The 14,046-nt window shown below is 64.1% G+C and carries 16 protein-coding genes; 5 read left to right on the forward strand and 11 right to left on the reverse strand.

The features are described 5' to 3' along the window. Positions 1-95: 95 nt before the first annotated feature. A complete protein-coding gene (locus tag IH615_RS18240; RefSeq protein ID WP_291364140.1) occupies positions 96-428 on the reverse strand; it encodes an SRPBCC domain-containing protein in 333 nt (110 codons plus the stop codon). Continuing rightward, complete coding sequence (locus tag IH615_RS18245) at positions 425-739, reverse strand: metalloregulator ArsR/SmtB family transcription factor (RefSeq protein WP_291364142.1); 315 nt, start codon at positions 737-739, stop codon at positions 425-427. The genes IH615_RS18240 and IH615_RS18245 overlap by 4 nt, the downstream gene beginning before the upstream one ends. Before the next feature lie 121 nt (positions 740-860). Here IH615_RS18245 and IH615_RS18250 point away from each other — a divergent pair, with 121 nt between their 5' ends. Continuing rightward, entirely contained in the window at positions 861-2,090 is a 1,230-nt protein-coding gene (locus IH615_RS18250) for an aminotransferase class V-fold PLP-dependent enzyme (RefSeq protein WP_291364144.1), read from the forward strand. Positions 2,091-2,228: 138 nt separating this feature from the next. Here IH615_RS18250 and IH615_RS18255 read toward each other — a convergent pair whose 3' ends face one another. Continuing rightward, the gene (locus tag IH615_RS18255) at positions 2,229-3,032 is read right to left on the reverse strand and encodes an inositol monophosphatase family protein (RefSeq protein WP_291364496.1); all 804 of its coding nucleotides are present in this window, start codon (positions 3,030-3,032) and stop codon (positions 2,229-2,231) included. A gap of 11 nt (positions 3,033-3,043) precedes the next feature. Then, positions 3,044-3,913, reverse strand: coding sequence for a tRNA 2-thiocytidine(32) synthetase TtcA (ttcA, locus tag IH615_RS18260; RefSeq protein WP_291364146.1), 870 nt, complete (start codon positions 3,911-3,913; stop codon positions 3,044-3,046). Positions 3,914-4,079: 166 nt separating this feature from the next. Here ttcA and sbmA point away from each other — a divergent pair, with 166 nt between their 5' ends. Beyond that, positions 4,080-5,381: a peptide antibiotic transporter SbmA gene (gene sbmA, locus IH615_RS18265; RefSeq protein ID WP_291364148.1), complete on the forward strand. Its 1,302-nt coding sequence runs from the start codon at positions 4,080-4,082 to the stop codon at positions 5,379-5,381. Between the two features lie 165 nt (positions 5,382-5,546). Here sbmA and rpsD read toward each other — a convergent pair whose 3' ends face one another. The 5 genes from rpsD to IH615_RS18290 form a co-directional block, all read right to left on the reverse strand. Then, entirely contained in the window at positions 5,547-6,164 is a 618-nt protein-coding gene (gene rpsD / locus IH615_RS18270) for a 30S ribosomal protein S4 (RefSeq protein WP_291364150.1), read from the reverse strand. Between the two features lie 194 nt (positions 6,165-6,358). Continuing rightward, positions 6,359-7,630 (reverse strand): MFS transporter, encoded by a 1,272-nt coding sequence (locus IH615_RS18275; RefSeq protein WP_291364152.1) that lies wholly within the window; start codon positions 7,628-7,630, stop codon positions 6,359-6,361. A gap of 242 nt (positions 7,631-7,872) precedes the next feature. After that, the gene (locus tag IH615_RS18280) at positions 7,873-8,685 is read right to left on the reverse strand and encodes an RNA methyltransferase (RefSeq protein ID WP_291364154.1); all 813 of its coding nucleotides are present in this window, start codon (positions 8,683-8,685) and stop codon (positions 7,873-7,875) included. A 70-nt stretch (positions 8,686-8,755) separates the two neighbouring features. Next, complete coding sequence (locus tag IH615_RS18285; RefSeq protein ID WP_291364156.1) at positions 8,756-9,352, reverse strand: GNAT family protein; 597 nt, start codon at positions 9,350-9,352, stop codon at positions 8,756-8,758. Positions 9,353-9,474: 122 nt separating this feature from the next. Further along, complete coding sequence (locus IH615_RS18290; protein ID WP_291364158.1) at positions 9,475-10,044, reverse strand: GNAT family protein; 570 nt, start codon at positions 10,042-10,044, stop codon at positions 9,475-9,477. 92 nt (positions 10,045-10,136) lie between these two features. Here IH615_RS18290 and IH615_RS18295 point away from each other — a divergent pair, with 92 nt between their 5' ends. Beyond that, positions 10,137-10,580, forward strand: coding sequence for a GFA family protein (locus IH615_RS18295; RefSeq protein ID WP_291364160.1), 444 nt, complete (start codon positions 10,137-10,139; stop codon positions 10,578-10,580). Then, positions 10,577-10,912, forward strand: a complete 336-nt coding sequence (locus IH615_RS18300) for a TfoX/Sxy family protein (protein WP_291364162.1) — start codon at positions 10,577-10,579, stop codon at positions 10,910-10,912. Before IH615_RS18295 ends, IH615_RS18300 begins: the two co-directional genes overlap by 4 nt. A gap of 3 nt (positions 10,913-10,915) precedes the next feature. Here IH615_RS18300 and fabF read toward each other — a convergent pair whose 3' ends face one another. Beyond that, a complete protein-coding gene (gene fabF, locus IH615_RS18305; RefSeq protein WP_291364163.1) occupies positions 10,916-12,202 on the reverse strand; it encodes a beta-ketoacyl-ACP synthase II in 1,287 nt (428 codons plus the stop codon). A 57-nt stretch (positions 12,203-12,259) separates the two neighbouring features. After that, entirely contained in the window at positions 12,260-12,721 is a 462-nt protein-coding gene (locus tag IH615_RS18310) for a MarR family transcriptional regulator (RefSeq protein WP_291364165.1), read from the reverse strand. Positions 12,722-12,823: 102 nt separating this feature from the next. On the opposite strand from IH615_RS18310, the gene IH615_RS18315 reads away from it, so the two are divergent. Next, entirely contained in the window at positions 12,824-14,035 is a 1,212-nt protein-coding gene (locus IH615_RS18315) for an NADP-dependent isocitrate dehydrogenase (protein ID WP_291364167.1), read from the forward strand. The last annotated feature ends 11 nt before the right edge of the window (positions 14,036-14,046 follow it).

Below are 14,046 nucleotides of genomic sequence, written 5' to 3' on the forward strand. Positions count from 1 at the left end.
GTTTGGCCCCGATATCGGGGCTCCCGTCACCCCCTCCCAGCCTCCCCCATCAAGGGGGAGGTGCGGTCCGGCGGGTGAGGAGGCCCCGGGCCGTGTCAGGCCGCCATCATCATCGGCTCGTTGCGGTTCGCCGCCACGGGCGCCGCCATGGGCGCGTGGGTCAGCTTGAACCAGGTGCCGCCATCGGTGGTCGGCGTCAGCTCGAAGGTGACCAGGCTGTCTTCAATGCCCGTTATGGCGCCCTGCCCCGCCTCCCGCCAGCGATAGGTGAGGCTCTTGTTCTCCTCGGCCGTCACCACCGCCAGGTCCAGGTCCCGGTCGGGCTTCAGCCAGCGTTCGAGATATTCGGGGATGGTCAGCGCCCGCCAGACCTTTTCGGGCGGCGCATCGAGCGCACATTCGAACACCAGCGCATCCATGTCGGTCATTGATCCATCTCCTTGAGCAGGTCCTTGAGCCCGTCGATGCGGCCGGGCCAGAAGGCGCGATAGCGGGCGAGCCATTCGTGCAGCGGCGCCATACCCGTGGCGTCGACGCGGTAATTGACATAGCGCCCCTCACGGCGCTCGCTGATCAGCCCTGCCCCCCGCAGCACCGCCAGATGCTGGCTCATGGCGGGCTGGGAAATGGCAAACCCCTCGCGCAATTCGGTGGCGGTCATCTCCGCCGATGCCAGCCGCTCGAGCACCGCGCGGCGGGTTGGATCGGCCAGGACTTTGAAAATATCGACATCGCTCATGGCATCACATAAGCACAGACTTATGAGTCGTGACAAGGGGGCGGATGGAGGCGCCGCATCACCCCCATTGATACCTCCCATAAGCCGAATGCGATTGATCGGAACCGGCGAGTCCGGTCTGATGGCCCTGCCCTCCTTTCCGATCGAGCCCACCATGCCCATCACCACCGGCCGCACCTATCTCGCCATACCCGGCCCCTCCGTCTCGCCCGAGCGCGTGCTCAATGCCATGCATCGGTCGGCGCCCAATATCTACGAAGGCGAAATCGTCGACATGGTGGGGACATTGATCCCGGACCTGCGGCGGGTGGCGATGACCCGCCAGCATGTCGCGATCTACATCGCCAATGGCCACGGCGCCTGGGAGGCCGCCAACTGCAACATGTTCTCGCGCGGCGACCGGGCGCTGCTGGCCGCCACCGGCCGGTTCGGCCATGGCTGGGCCGAGGGGTTGCAGCGGCTGGGTGTCAAGGTCGACATCATCGATTTCGGCAAGTCGAGCCCGGCCGACCCCCAGCGCATCGCCGACGCCCTGCGGGCGGATGTCGCCCGTGAGATCCGCGCCGTGCAGGTGACCCATGTCGACACGGCCTCGAGTGCACGCAACGATCTTGCCGCCATCCGCGCCGCCATCGACAGCACGGGCCATCCCGCACTGCTGGCCGTGGATGCCATCGCCTCGCTGGGCTGTGACGAGCTGCGCATGGATGAATGGGGCATCGACGTGCTGGTCGGCGCCAGCCAGAAGGGTCTGATGCTGCCGCCGGGCCTTGGCTTCATCTGGTTTTCCGACAAGGCGCTGGAGGCGTCCAGGCGCGCCGACCTGGTCACGCCCTATTGGGACTGGAAGCCACGCGGCACCGGCACCGAGTTCTGGCAATATTTCGGCGGCACGGCGCCGACGCATCACCTCTATGGCCTGCGCGAGGCGCTGACCATGATGCTGGATGAGGAAGGTCTGCCGCAGGTGTGGGCGCGGCATCATCGGCTGGCCAAGGCCGTCTGGGCGACGTTCGACGCCTGGAGCAAGGACACGGGCATTGCGCTCAACGTGGCCGACCCGGCTTCGCGCGGCTGGTCGGTCACGGCGGCCAGAATTCCTGATGGTGGGGCGGGGGCGCTGCGGCGCTGGTTGGAAGCGGAAGCCGGGGTAACGCTGGGTATCGGCCTGGGCATGGCCCTGTCGACCGAGCCGGCCTATCAGGATTTTCTGCGGGTGGGCCATATGGGGCATGTGAATGCGCATATGACGCTGGGCGTGCTGGCGACGATGGAGGCCGGCATGCAGGCGCTGGGGATTGAGCATGGGCCGGGTGCGCTGGAGGCGGCGGCTGGGGCGCTGGTGGGATGAGTACCCTCGGCATCGGAGTACCCCCTCCTAACCTCCCCCTGATAGGGGGAGGAATCCGGCCGGTGGTTCTGGCGAGGTAGTGCCTCATACTCGATCTGTTCCTCCCCCTATCAGGGGGAGGTTAGGAGGGGGTATCCCCTAAAACACAAACACTTCCCGCCGCAATTCCTCCCAGCTGGCCTTGTCTACCGCCACCAGCAGACCGCCATCGACGTGGTGGGGCAGATAGGGCCCGCCGTCGAGCCGCGCGGCATAGGCGCCGGCCTCCTGGCTCATCAGCGTGCCGGCCAGGTGATCCCACGGCATCAGCTTGTTCCAGCAGCCGAACTGCGCATGGCCCGATACCAGAGTGCGGTATTCGTGCCCGGCGCAGCGGAAGTTGGAGACGACACGCACCTTGGCCAGATTGGCGAGCACGCCGGCGCGGACAGCCTCTGGAATATAGGACACCGAGGCACAGCCCACCATCTGCGCCAGCGGCAGCGGCGCGGCCACCTGCAGGCGCACTGCCTCGCCATCGGACCGGCGCAGCCAGGCGCCGCTGCCTCTTTCCGCCATCATCCAGTCATCGCCCATCGGATCATAGATGATGCCGGCAATGGTCTCGCCGCCCGACACCACCGCCGCCATGCAGGCAAAGAGCGGCAGCCCGGCCGCATAATTAGCGGTGCCGTCAATCGGATCAACGACCACGGCAAGGTCGGCTGTCGCCAGCCGCCCCAGCAAAGCCGGATCGGCAGCGACCGATTCCTCGCCCACGAACAGGGCCTCGGGCATCCATTCGGCAATCCGCGCCTTGATGACATTCTCGGTGGCGATATCGGCTTCGGTGACGAGGTCGATCGCCTCGGTCTTGGTGCTGACCATGGAGGCGTCGAGCCGGCGGAAGCGCGGCAAGGCTTCGGCCCGGGCAGCATCGCGCAGGATGTTGGCCAGAGCCATCACGTCAAAATTCAAGATTGCGTCCTCTTGTCGAACAGGCCGGCGAAGTCGAAGAGCCGGGTATCCAGCATATGGCTGGCATTGATGTTGCCGAGCGCACGGATCATGACATCCTTGCGACCGGGCATGCGCTTCTCGATGTCATTGAGCATGGCCTTCATGGCATTGCGCTCCAGCCCATCCTGGCTGCCGCATAGATCACAGGGGATGATCGGGAAGGCCATGGCGTCGGAGAAGCGCTGCAGGTCGTCCTCGGCGCAGTAGATCAGCGGGCGCAGCACCTCGATATCGCCCTCGTCATTGAGCAGGCGCGGCGGCATAGCCGCGAGCCGGCCGCCATGGAACATGTTCATGAAGAAGGTTTCGAGGCTGTCGTCGCGATGGTGGCCGAGCACCAGCGCCGTGCAGCCCTCCTCCCGCGCAATGCGGTAGAGATTGCCCCGCCGCAGCCGCGAGCACAGCGAGCAATAGGTCGCGCCGACAGGCAGCTTGTCGGTGACGATGGAATAGGTGTCGCGATATTCGATGCGGTGCGCGATGCCGAGGCCGGCCAGGAATTCGGGCAGGATATGCTTGGGAAAGTTCGGCTGGCCCTGGTCGAGATTGCAGGCCAGCAGCTCCACCGGCAGCATGCCGCGCCATTTGAGATCAAGCAGCAGCGCCAGCAGGCCATAGCTGTCCTTGCCGCCGCTGAGGGCAACCAGCCACTTCTCGCCCGGCCGCACCATGGCGAACTTGTCGAGCGCCTCGCGCGTGTTGCGGATCAGCCGCTTGCGCAGCTTGTTGAACTCGCCACTGCGCGGGGCATGGGCATAGATGGGGTGGCCGCCGGCCTCGGACTCGTCGGCCGCGCCGGGCGCCGCCTCCATGACCTCACTCATGCCGAAACTCTCTTTGCTGTCATGGCGTAGCTGATAGCGCCCCCCGCCGCAGAGGGGAAGGAAAACCGCAGGACGCAAACCTTACCGAAGATTAATTTCCGTTCCTTGCTTTACTCCAAAAGCGACAGTTAGATGACGCCATCCCCCGGCACCCAGGAGTCACGTGGTGTTTCGATCCTTCTTTCCCAATCCACGCATATTCTTCACCGCGGCTCTCTGTTGGCTCGCAGTGGTCATGGTCGCCTGGTACACCGTCGGCAGCCAGTTGCAGTCAGTATTGAGCCTGGGCCCTTGGCTTGGCATCCCGGCAACGGAAGCCAACCCCGAACCCTTCTTCTCGTCCGACAAGGTGTGGCTCTACCAGTATGTGCTGGCGGCAGGCTACCTGTTCTGCATCCCCTGGTACTGGATCGGCGGTAATCGGCGCTGGTACTGGTGGAGCGTGGTGGGAAGCGTGACGATCATCGAGATCGTCTATTTCAACGTGCAGATCAGCGCATGGCTCAACGATTGGTACGGCGAGTTCTACAACCTCATCCAGACGGCATTGACGACGCCGGGCACCGTGACCCTGGAGCAGTTCCTCGGCGAAATCTGGACCGTGGCCTATGTCCTGATCCCCAACATTACCGTGTTGGTGATCAACGCCTTCTTCATCGCACATTTCCTGTTCCGCTGGCGCCGGGCCATGACCTTCTTCTACCAGAGCCACTGGCAGCATCTGCGCCACATTGAAGGCGCCTCCCAGCGTATTCAGGAAGATACCCAGCGCTTCGCCAATATCGTGGAAGGCCTCGCGGTTTCGCTCGTCGCCTCGGTGATGACGCTGATCGTCTTCCTGCCGCTACTGTGGGACCTGTCCTCCAACATCACAGAACTGCCGTTCATCGGCGCGGTGAATGGCAGCCTGGTCTGGGTGGCGCTGGTGTCGTCCGCCTTCGGAACCGTGCTGCTGGCGGCTGTCGGCTGGAAATTGCCGGGCCTCGAATTCGACAACCAGCGCGTCGAAGCCGCGTTCCGCAAGGAATTGGTCTACGGCGAAGACCATGGCGACCGCGCCGAGCCGGTCACAGTGCGGCAGCTGTTCATCAACATGCAGCACAACTACTTCCGCCTGTACCGGCACTACCTCTACTTCAACATCGCCCGCTACGCCTACCTGCAGGGGTCCAACTTCGTGCCGCTGATCGCCATGGCTCCGTCCATCGTCGGGGGCACTCTGACGCTCGGCCTGTTCCAGCAGATCAATAATGCTTTTGGACAGGTGGAGGACTCGTTCAAGTTCCTCGCAAGTTCCTGGACCACGATCATCTCGCTGATCTCGGTCTTCAAGCGTCTGCGCGCCTTTGAGGCCAATATTCCGCCCAACGCGATCGCCGCCAACGACTATGACGACCCGATCTACCTGCAATCCTGGGCCGCCGCGCCGACCAGCGACGACGTGCCCAGGCAGCCGGCGCAGTTCTGAGGGACCGTCACGGTGCGGGCACTCGTCACCTCTCCCTGAGGGGGAGTTTCGACCCGCAGGGGCGGGTGAGGAGTTCAGACCTGCCGACAGGACCATGGATCACAGCACAAAACAAAAGGGCCGCCCCGAGGGGCGGCCCTTTCCAATTCTGCAATCAGACTTCGCTTAGCGCGAGTAGAATTCGACGACCAGGTTCGGTTCCATCTGGACCGGATAGGGCACATCCGACAGGCCCGGGACGCGGGCGAAGGTGGCGGTCATCTTGTTGTGGTCGACTTCGACATAGTCCGGAACATCGCGCTCGGCCAGCTGGGTGGCTTCGATCAGCACGGTGAGCTGCTTGGAGCGCTCGCGCACTTCAACCTTGTCGCCAACCTTGACCTGGTAGGACGGGATGTTGACGCGCTTGCCGTTGACCAGGATGTGGCCATGGCTCACGAACTGGCGGGCGGCGAACACGGTGGCAACGAACTTGGCGCGGTAGACGATTGCGTCCAGACGGCTCTCGAGCAGGCCGATCAGGTTCTCGCCGGTGTCGCCCTTGACGCGAGCGGCTTCGTTATAGAGCTTCTTGAAGCCCTTTTCGGTGATCGAGCCGTAGTAGCCCTTGAGCTTCTGCTTGGCGCGGAGCTGCAGACCGTAGTCCGAGAGCTTGCCCTTGCGGCGCTGGCCGTGCTGGCCGGGGCCATAGGCGCGGGCATTAAGCGGGGACTTCGGACGACCCCAGATATTTTCGCCGAGACGGCGATCGATCTTGTACTTGGCTGAATGACGCTTCGACATCGCGTATCCTTCTTTGGCGCATGGCCTACGGCCAGCGCGAGTTGAAATGGATCGCGCCCTCCTCTGCCGCCCTCGCGGGTGGCCGACAGATCCCAAAAATTCAGGAGATCCCGGGTGCGCCTATGGACCAGAGGTCCGTATAGGTGGCCGCGTCATATAAGCGGGTCGCCGCGAAGTCAAGCGGCGCACCGGATTTACGGCTTGGCCGGCGGCTCGGCGGCACCATCGACCACCATTCTGTGGTCGAGCGAGCGCTGCTGGCGCAGGCCCGGGAAGATGATGCTCCAGGTGATGGCGACCACGATGGCGCCGATGCCGCCCACGGCCACCGCCGCAACGGGGCCGATGAAATGCGCCACCGTGCCGGCGCGGAATTCGCCGAGCTCGTTGGAAGCGCCGATAAACACCGAATTGACGGCATTGACGCGGCCGCGCACCTCTTCGGGGGTCCAGAGCTGCATGATGGTCTCGCGGATGGTGACGCTGACCATGTCGGCCGCGCCCACCAGCGCCAGCGCCGGAATCGAAATCCACACCGTCGTCGCCAGGCCGAAGATGAAGGTGAAGAGACCGAAGAGGCCGACGAACAGGAACAGCAGCTTGCCCGCATGATCGCGGATGGGGAAACGAGTGAGCACCAGCGCCATGGCGATGGCGCCGATCCCTGGCGCGGCACGCAACAGGCCAAGCTCCTGCGGGCCGGCATGCAGGATATCCTTGGCATAGACCGGCAAGAGCGCAACGGCGCCGCCCATCAGCACGGCGAACATGTCGAGCGAAATAGCGCCCAGCACGACCTTGTTGGAAAAGATGTAGCGAAAGCCGCCAAAGATGGTTTCTAGGCTGGTCGCCTGGTGCGACCGGCGCTGCACCGGCTTGGGAATCAGCAGTACGGAGACCACCGCAATCATCAACAGAGCCGCGCCGGTGCCGAAGGCGACCGTCGGAGCGATGCCATAGAGCAGGCCACCGGCGGCCGGACCCAGGATCGAGGCCATCTGCCAGGCCGAGGCATTGACGGTGATGGCATTGCTCAGCGCCTCCGGCGGCACCAGATTGGGCGCCAGCGACTGGGCGGCCGGCCCCCAGAAGGCCCGGGCGACGCCGAGCATGATCAGGATGCCGAAGATCGGCCAGACCTCATGCGCCTGGGCATTGACGAAGGCGAGGAAGCCCAGCGCGCAGAGCAGTTCCACACTGAGGCAGACCGCCATGATGCCCCGCCGGTTGAAGCGGTCGGCCGTCAGCCCGGTGACCAGCATCAGCAGCAGCGACGGCAGGAACAGCGACAGACCCACCAGGCCCAGCAGGAACACATTGCCGGTCACGTCGTAGATCTGCCAGGCGATCGATACCGACATGATCTGTACGGCAAAGCTGACCAGCAATGTGGTCAGCCAGAAGAAGCGAAAGCCGATATAGGTGAAAGCGACGCGGGACGGCTCGGTGGGGGCGGCGGTGCTCATGCAACGGAAGTGCCATGGCGGTGGGGCACAGTCAAAGCCGGAATGCCCCCGAGACCTGCGCCGTTGCCAAATGTGACCTTTTCGCGGGGATGACGCATCCTGAACCCGCTGAGGTCAGCCAAAAACGCGATCGTCACCCTCGGGCTGACCCGAGGGCGTTACACTTGCCTGGAGCTCGTGAAGTGCAGGGCCCTCGGTTCAGGCCCGAGGGTGACGGCCGGTGGGAGGGAGAGAGGTGTGACTCACTCTTCGGTCGATTCTTGCTTCTGCGGCTTCTGCCGGTTGGGGTTGGGGCGTTCGTGGCGGCGATCGATGGAGGAGATGACGCCCCGCAGCGTCCGAATTTCCTGGCTGGTGAACTTGCCGCGCTCCAGCATGGTGCGCAGGTTGTTGATGACAGTCGGCCGCTTGTCCGGTGCGGTGAAGAAGCCGGAGCCGTCCAGGGTCGATTCGAGGTGCCCGAAAAGCCCGAGCAGCTCTTCCCGCGGGGCGACGTCAGCCATCGCGGCGGAAAACGGCAGTTTATCGCCCATCTGGCTATGCCGGCGCCACTCATAGGCCAGCAGCAAGACAGCCTGGGCAATATTGAGCGAGGCGAAGGCCGGCTCGACCGGCAGGGTGACTATGGTATCGGCCAGCGCCACTTCCTCGTTGAGCAGGCCCCATTTCTCGCGGCCGAACAAGAGGCCGACGCCCCTGCCCGCGGCGACCTGCGCGGCCATCCGCTGCGCCGCTTCGTCCGGACCGATGACCTCCTTCTGCAGATCGCGCGAGCGCGCAGTGGTGGCCAGTACCAGGGTCAGATCGGCAATCGCCGCTTCCAGGGTGTCGAAGACCCGAACCCGCTCAATGACGTGGTCAGCCCTGGAGGCGGCCGCCACGGCCTTCTCATTGGGCCAGCCATCGCGCGGGCGAACCAGGCGCAGGTCCCACAGGCCGAAATTGGCCATGGCGCGCGCGGCCGTGCCGATATTCTCGCCCAGTTGGGGCTCGCACAGGATCACCGCCGGAGACGGCAGCAGCTCGATTTTGATGGAAGTGTCGGTTCCGGCCATGGCGCTCAATCTTCAGGTCGAGCGCACATAGCACAGCCAATGGGTGCGTAGCGACCAGCGAATAGCGCCCTCAGGCGACGCGATGGCGTGGCGGCAGGTCACTGACCTTGGCGGAACGCTGCCATTCGCGATCGAGAATGGCGAAATGCAGTTCCTCGTCCCACTCGCCCTGGAACAGGGCATGTTCGCGGTAATGGGCTTCCAGCCGCATGCCCAGCTGCTGCATGAGCTTTATGGAATGGTGGTTGCGTCCATCGCTGCGCATGAAGACCCGGTGGATGCGGAAATGATCGAAGGCCAGGTCGAACACGGCGCCGACCGCTTCCCGGCAATAGCCTTGCCCCGCATGGGCCGGGTTGATGCAGAACCGCACCTCGCCCTGCCCGGCGGTCGCGTCCGACCAGTGAAGGGACACATGTCCCACCAGCTTCTTGTCGCCCTGGCGTGTCATGGCCAGGGTCAGCGTATCGCCGGGTCGCTGCAGGCTCACATGACTGCGCATGATGTTGAGGGCGCCCGCCACTTCTGCCACGTCCCGCGTTCGGCTGAACACATAGCGCTGCATGGAGGGCAGCGTATGATAGGCGGCGAGCGCATCCAGATCTGCGCGCTCGAACGTCCGCAGGATGAGCCGATCCGTCCCGATCGGCAATGACAGAGATGACATGGATTGCGCTCCCTAACCAGAACTGGCCCACGCGCACAACGTGACGGGAATCAGGAGGTTCCTGGCTTGGCCTGAAATATCCTTCTCTTTGGATGTCGGTTTTCTGTTCCTAAAATCGCTCTCTAGCCGGCCCGCAGGGCCCGCCATTCCTGCCAGAGCAGCGCATAGATGAACTCCTCATCCCATTGGCTTTTGAACAGCGCGTGCTCCCGGAAATGGGCCTCACGGCGCATACCCAGCCGCTCCATCAGGCGCCATGATGCCTCGTTCCGCACGTCGCAGCGGGCGGCTACCCGATGGATATCCCCCGGTCCGAACGCCAGGTCCAGCATGGCATTGGCGGCTTCGGTAGCATAGCCATGGCCGTGATACTGCGGGTCGAAGATCCAGCCGACCTCGCCCTGCCGCGCATCGACGCTTCGCCAGATCAGCGAAACTTCGCCGATAAGCGCTCCGCTCTCCGCCAGCTCGACCGCCAGAATGATCTTGTCGCCTTCCGCTTCCAGCGCCACCTGGCTGATCCGCTGCTGCACGGCCAGGGCGCACTCTTCCCGGCTCAGCGCGACGTCGAACAGGTAACGCGCGACATCTTCCCGGCGTCGATAGGCAAAGACCGCGTCGACGTCCCCGCGGGTGAAGGGGCGGAGCAGCAGTCTCTCGGTACGAATGGGATAGTCAGGGTAAAGCGCCATGCCTCCTCCGGTTGCGCCATAGTGTCACCAGTGCGGCACGCAATGGCAAGGTGGCCCTTGCCTGGGCAGAAACTGCGTGCCAGCCTCGCCTGATGAGCAGCACCAAGCGCCCCACCATCGATGTCACGGCACGATGCGCCTGCGACCGCGTCCAGATGTCGGTGCGCGGATCGGTCGTCTCGATGCTGATGTGTTCGTGCCTGGATTGCCAGCGCGCGACCGGCTCGGGACATGCCAGCGTCGCATTGGTGCCGGCGGAAGCTCTGGCCGTGGCCGGAGACATCAAATCATTCGACCGGCCAAGCGATTCGGGCGCTACCTTCACGCGATACTTCTGCCCCGAATGCGGTACGCCCCTCTATGGCCACTCGTCTCGGGCACCCGATATCCGGATGGTCGCGGTGGGGTTCTTTGCCGGGCAGAATGACTGGTATGAGCCAAATCAACTGATCTTTGCCCGCAGCCGGCAAGCCTGGGACCTGATCGCCGATCACCTGCCCCAGCACCAAACCTATCGACAGGGAGCTGTCCGATGAGCCTTGCTTCTGACGAGCTATCCGATCGCATCCGCACCCATCTGGGCGCGCACCCGGCCATTGCCGAGCAGAAGATGTTCGGCGGCCGCGCCTTCATGCTTCACGGCAATATGCTGGTCTGCCCCATGAAGGACGGCGGCCTGCTGGTGCGGGTTGGCAAGGAACGCTACGACGAGGCTCTCGCCTTGCCCGGCGCCCGGCCGATGACCATGGGCGCCAGGACCATGTCAGGCTTCGTCGAGGTCACCGGCGACATGCTGGAGGACGACGAGGTGCTGCTTGACTGGATCGAGTTGGCCCGCAGCTTTGTCGACACCTTGCCCGCCAAGTAGCGCCTAAGCCGGAGCCTTGCCGAAAACCAGCGCCGCATTGACCCCGCCGAAGCCGAAGGAATTGGACAGCACGTAGTCCACTGCCTTGGCCTTGGGCTGGTTAGCGACGAGATCGAATGCCGCGGCCTCCTCCATCGGGTCCACGATGTTGATCGACGCCGGCAGCAGGCCCTTCCGGAGCGCCAGGATCGAGATGACGGCCTCCATGGCGCCTGCCGCGCCCAGCATGTGACCGGTCGCGGACTTGGTCGACGATATGGCGAGGTCCTTGCCCCGACCGGCGAATACCGCGCCGATCCCGGCGAGTTCCGCAGCGTCGCCAACCGCGGTCGAGGTGGCGTGGGCATTGACGTAGCCAATCTGCGCCTGGTCGATGCCGGCCATCTCGATGGCGTTGCGCATCGCGACCTGTGCGCCGGCGCCATCAGGCGAGCCTGATGTCAGGTGGTAGGCATCCGCCGAGGTGCCGTAGCCGGCAAGCACGGCCAGCGGCGTCGCGCCGCGAGCCTTGGCATGGCTCAGCTTCTCGATGACCAGGACGGCAGCGCCTTCCGACAGCACGAAACCGTCGTGGCCTTTGTCGAAAGGACGAGAAGCCTGGTCCGGCCGGTCGTTGAAGGTGGTGGCAAGCGCGCGCGAAGCGCCGAATCCGCCAAGCGAGATAGGATCGACCGAGCCCTCGGCCCCACCAACGACCGCGACCTCCGCCTCGCCCGTCATGATCAGGCGCATGCCGTCGCCGATCGCCTGAGCCGACGCCGCGCAAGCCGTTACGGGGGTCCCGATCGGACCGCGGAAGCCATGCAGGATGGAAAGCCACCCGGCCGCCAGATTGGCCAGGAAGGACGGCACGGTGAACGGGGACAGACGCCGCGGGCCCTTGGTCTGGATGACTTCAACCGCCTTGGCCATGACAGGCGAACCGCCGACTCCCGAGCCGATGATGGTGGCTGTCGCCGCCTGGTCTTCGGCCGAGGTCGGGTGCCAATCGGCCTGATTGAGCGCCTCATGCGCCGCGCCGATGGCATACTGGATGAACAGGTCCATCTTCTTGATTTCCTTGCCATCGATGAAGTCGGCAGGGTCGAAACCGTCAGGATCGGCCGGCTTTGCCGGCACCAGCCCCGCAATGGTCGCGCCGAACCCCTCGGTGTCGAAGCGATCATTGTGCACGATGCCGCTCTTGCCTGACGTCAGCCGGCTCCACATTGTGGGCACGCCGACGCCCAGCGGGCTGACGACGCCCATGCCGGTGACAACGATGGGATCGGCGGGATCGGGCTTCAACATGGCTGTGTCCTGTGTATATGCACGGTGTGAATTGCGGTAGATTGCGGCGAGGTCATGTCACGACAGCCCGGACAACTGTCGCAGGCCGGCGATGACAGTCAGGAAATCCGGGTCGGTGAGCGCTTCGCGTAGCTCGGCCTGCGAGCGCCGCCATTCGGGGACGATGGCGTCGAAGGTCTTGCGCCCCTCATCAGTGAGAGTGCCAAGCCGACCATTGCCACGTCCGGCCGGGGCGCTGGTGACCAGGCCCTTGCGCTCGAGCAGGGCCAGGTTACGCGACAGGGTGGTGCGATCCATGGCCAGCGCATTGGCCGTCTCGGTGATCGAGCGGCCGGGATGGGCCGATAGCGCCCCCAATATATTGAACTGTGCTGCCGTGACGCCGAAAGCGCGCAGCTTCTGGTCGGCACGGCGGGTTACCGCACGGGCCGCCATGCGCGTATTGAGCACCAGGCAGAGGTCAAAATCGTCCTTCATGTCACTCAGGTAGTCGTGCATATGCACGATGTCAACCGGCATGCCCCCTTGCCTTTTGCCCGCTTTGCGCTCTCGCCCGCCGATGCTATACGGCACGCCGAAAGGCCAGATGGCCAAGAAGCGGAATCCAGGGAGATATTTCCGATGAGCAAGATCAAAGTCGCCAATCCGGTTGTCGATCTCGACGGCGACGAGATGACCCGGATCATCTGGCAGGCGATCAAGGACAAGCTCATCCATCCCTATCTCGACCTGCCAATCGAATATTACGACCTGAGCGTGGAGAACCGCGACGCCACCAACGACCAGGTGACCGTCGATGCCGCCCATGCCATCCAGAAGCACGGCGTCGGCATCAAATGCGCCACCATCACCCCCGATGAGCAGCGCGTCGAGGAATTCAAGCTCAAGAAGATGTGGAAGTCGCCCAATGGCACCATCCGCAACATCCTGGGCGGCGTGATCTTCCGTGAGCCCATCATCTGCAAGAACGTGCCGCGCCTCGTGCCCGGCTGGACCCAGCCCATCATCGTCGGCCGCCATGCCTTTGGCGACCAGTACCGCGCCACCGATTTCCGCTTCCCTGGCAAGGGCACGCTGACCATCAAGTTCACTGGCGAAGACGGCCAGGTCATCGAACACGAAGTCTACCAGGCGCCCGGCGCAGGCGTCGCCATGGCCATGTACAACCTCGATGATTCCATTCGTGATTTTGCGTATTCGTCGCTGAACTACGCCTATGACCGCGGCGTGCCCTGCTACCTGTCGACCAAGAACACGATCCTCAAGGCCTATGACGGGCGCTTCAAGGACATCTTCCAGGAAATCTACGACGCCGAGTTCAAGGAGAAGTACGAGGCCAAGAAGATCTGGTACGAGCACCGCCTGATCGACGACATGGTTGCCTCCGCCCTCAAATGGTCCGGCGGTTACGTCTGGGCCTGCAAGAACTATGATGGCGACGTGCAGTCCGACATCGTGGCCCAGGGCTTCGGTTCGCTCGGCCTGATGACCTCGGTCCTGGCCACTCCCGATGGCAAGATCGTGGAAGCCGAAGCCGCCCATGGCACGGTGACCCGTCACTATCGCCAGCACCAGCAGGGCAAGGAGACTTCGACCAACTCCACCGCCTCGATCTTCGCCTGGACCCGTGGCCTCGCCCACCGCGCCAAGCTCGACGACAACGAGGCCCTGGCCAAGTTCGCGCTGACGCTCGAAAAGGTCACCGTCGACACGATCGAAGAAGGCAAGATGACCAAGGACCTGAGCCTGCTGGTCGGCCCCGATCAGCCGTGGCTGTCGACCCTGGGCTTCCTCGACGCCATCGACCAGAACCTGCAGAAGGCCATGGCGTAAGCCACCCTTCC

This window comes from Devosia sp., from assembly GCF_014860165.1.
Classification (GTDB): domain Bacteria; phylum Pseudomonadota; class Alphaproteobacteria; order Rhizobiales; family Devosiaceae; genus Devosia.

Bases quoted from the DNA above. Each gene is read 5' to 3' on its own strand.
- IH615_RS18240 (WP_291364140.1), bottom strand. From the start codon at position 428: ATGACCGACATGGATGCGCTGGTGTTCGAATGTGCGCTCGATGCGCCG.
- IH615_RS18245 (WP_291364142.1), bottom strand. From the start codon at position 739: ATGAGCGATGTCGATATTTTCAAAGTCCTGGCCGATCCAACCCGCCGC.
- IH615_RS18250 (WP_291364144.1), top strand. From the start codon at position 861: ATGGCCCTGCCCTCCTTTCCGATCGAGCCCACCATGCCCATCACCACC.
- IH615_RS18255 (WP_291364496.1), bottom strand. From the start codon at position 3,032: ATGGCTCTGGCCAACATCCTGCGCGATGCTGCCCGGGCCGAAGCCTTG.
- ttcA (WP_291364146.1), bottom strand. From the start codon at position 3,913: ATGAGTGAGGTCATGGAGGCGGCGCCCGGCGCGGCCGACGAGTCCGAG.
- rpsD (WP_291364150.1), bottom strand. From the start codon at position 6,164: ATGTCGAAGCGTCATTCAGCCAAGTACAAGATCGATCGCCGTCTCGGC.
- IH615_RS18275 (WP_291364152.1), bottom strand. From the start codon at position 7,630: ATGAGCACCGCCGCCCCCACCGAGCCGTCCCGCGTCGCTTTCACCTAT.
- IH615_RS18280 (WP_291364154.1), bottom strand. From the start codon at position 8,685: ATGGCCGGAACCGACACTTCCATCAAAATCGAGCTGCTGCCGTCTCCG.
- IH615_RS18285 (WP_291364156.1), bottom strand. From the start codon at position 9,352: ATGTCATCTCTGTCATTGCCGATCGGGACGGATCGGCTCATCCTGCGG.
- IH615_RS18290 (WP_291364158.1), bottom strand. From the start codon at position 10,044: ATGGCGCTTTACCCTGACTATCCCATTCGTACCGAGAGACTGCTGCTC.
- IH615_RS18295 (WP_291364160.1), top strand. From the start codon at position 10,137: ATGAGCAGCACCAAGCGCCCCACCATCGATGTCACGGCACGATGCGCC.
- IH615_RS18300 (WP_291364162.1), top strand. From the start codon at position 10,577: ATGAGCCTTGCTTCTGACGAGCTATCCGATCGCATCCGCACCCATCTG.
- fabF (WP_291364163.1), bottom strand. From the start codon at position 12,202: ATGTTGAAGCCCGATCCCGCCGATCCCATCGTTGTCACCGGCATGGGC.
- IH615_RS18310 (WP_291364165.1), bottom strand. From the start codon at position 12,721: ATGCCGGTTGACATCGTGCATATGCACGACTACCTGAGTGACATGAAG.
- IH615_RS18315 (WP_291364167.1), top strand. From the start codon at position 12,824: ATGAGCAAGATCAAAGTCGCCAATCCGGTTGTCGATCTCGACGGCGAC.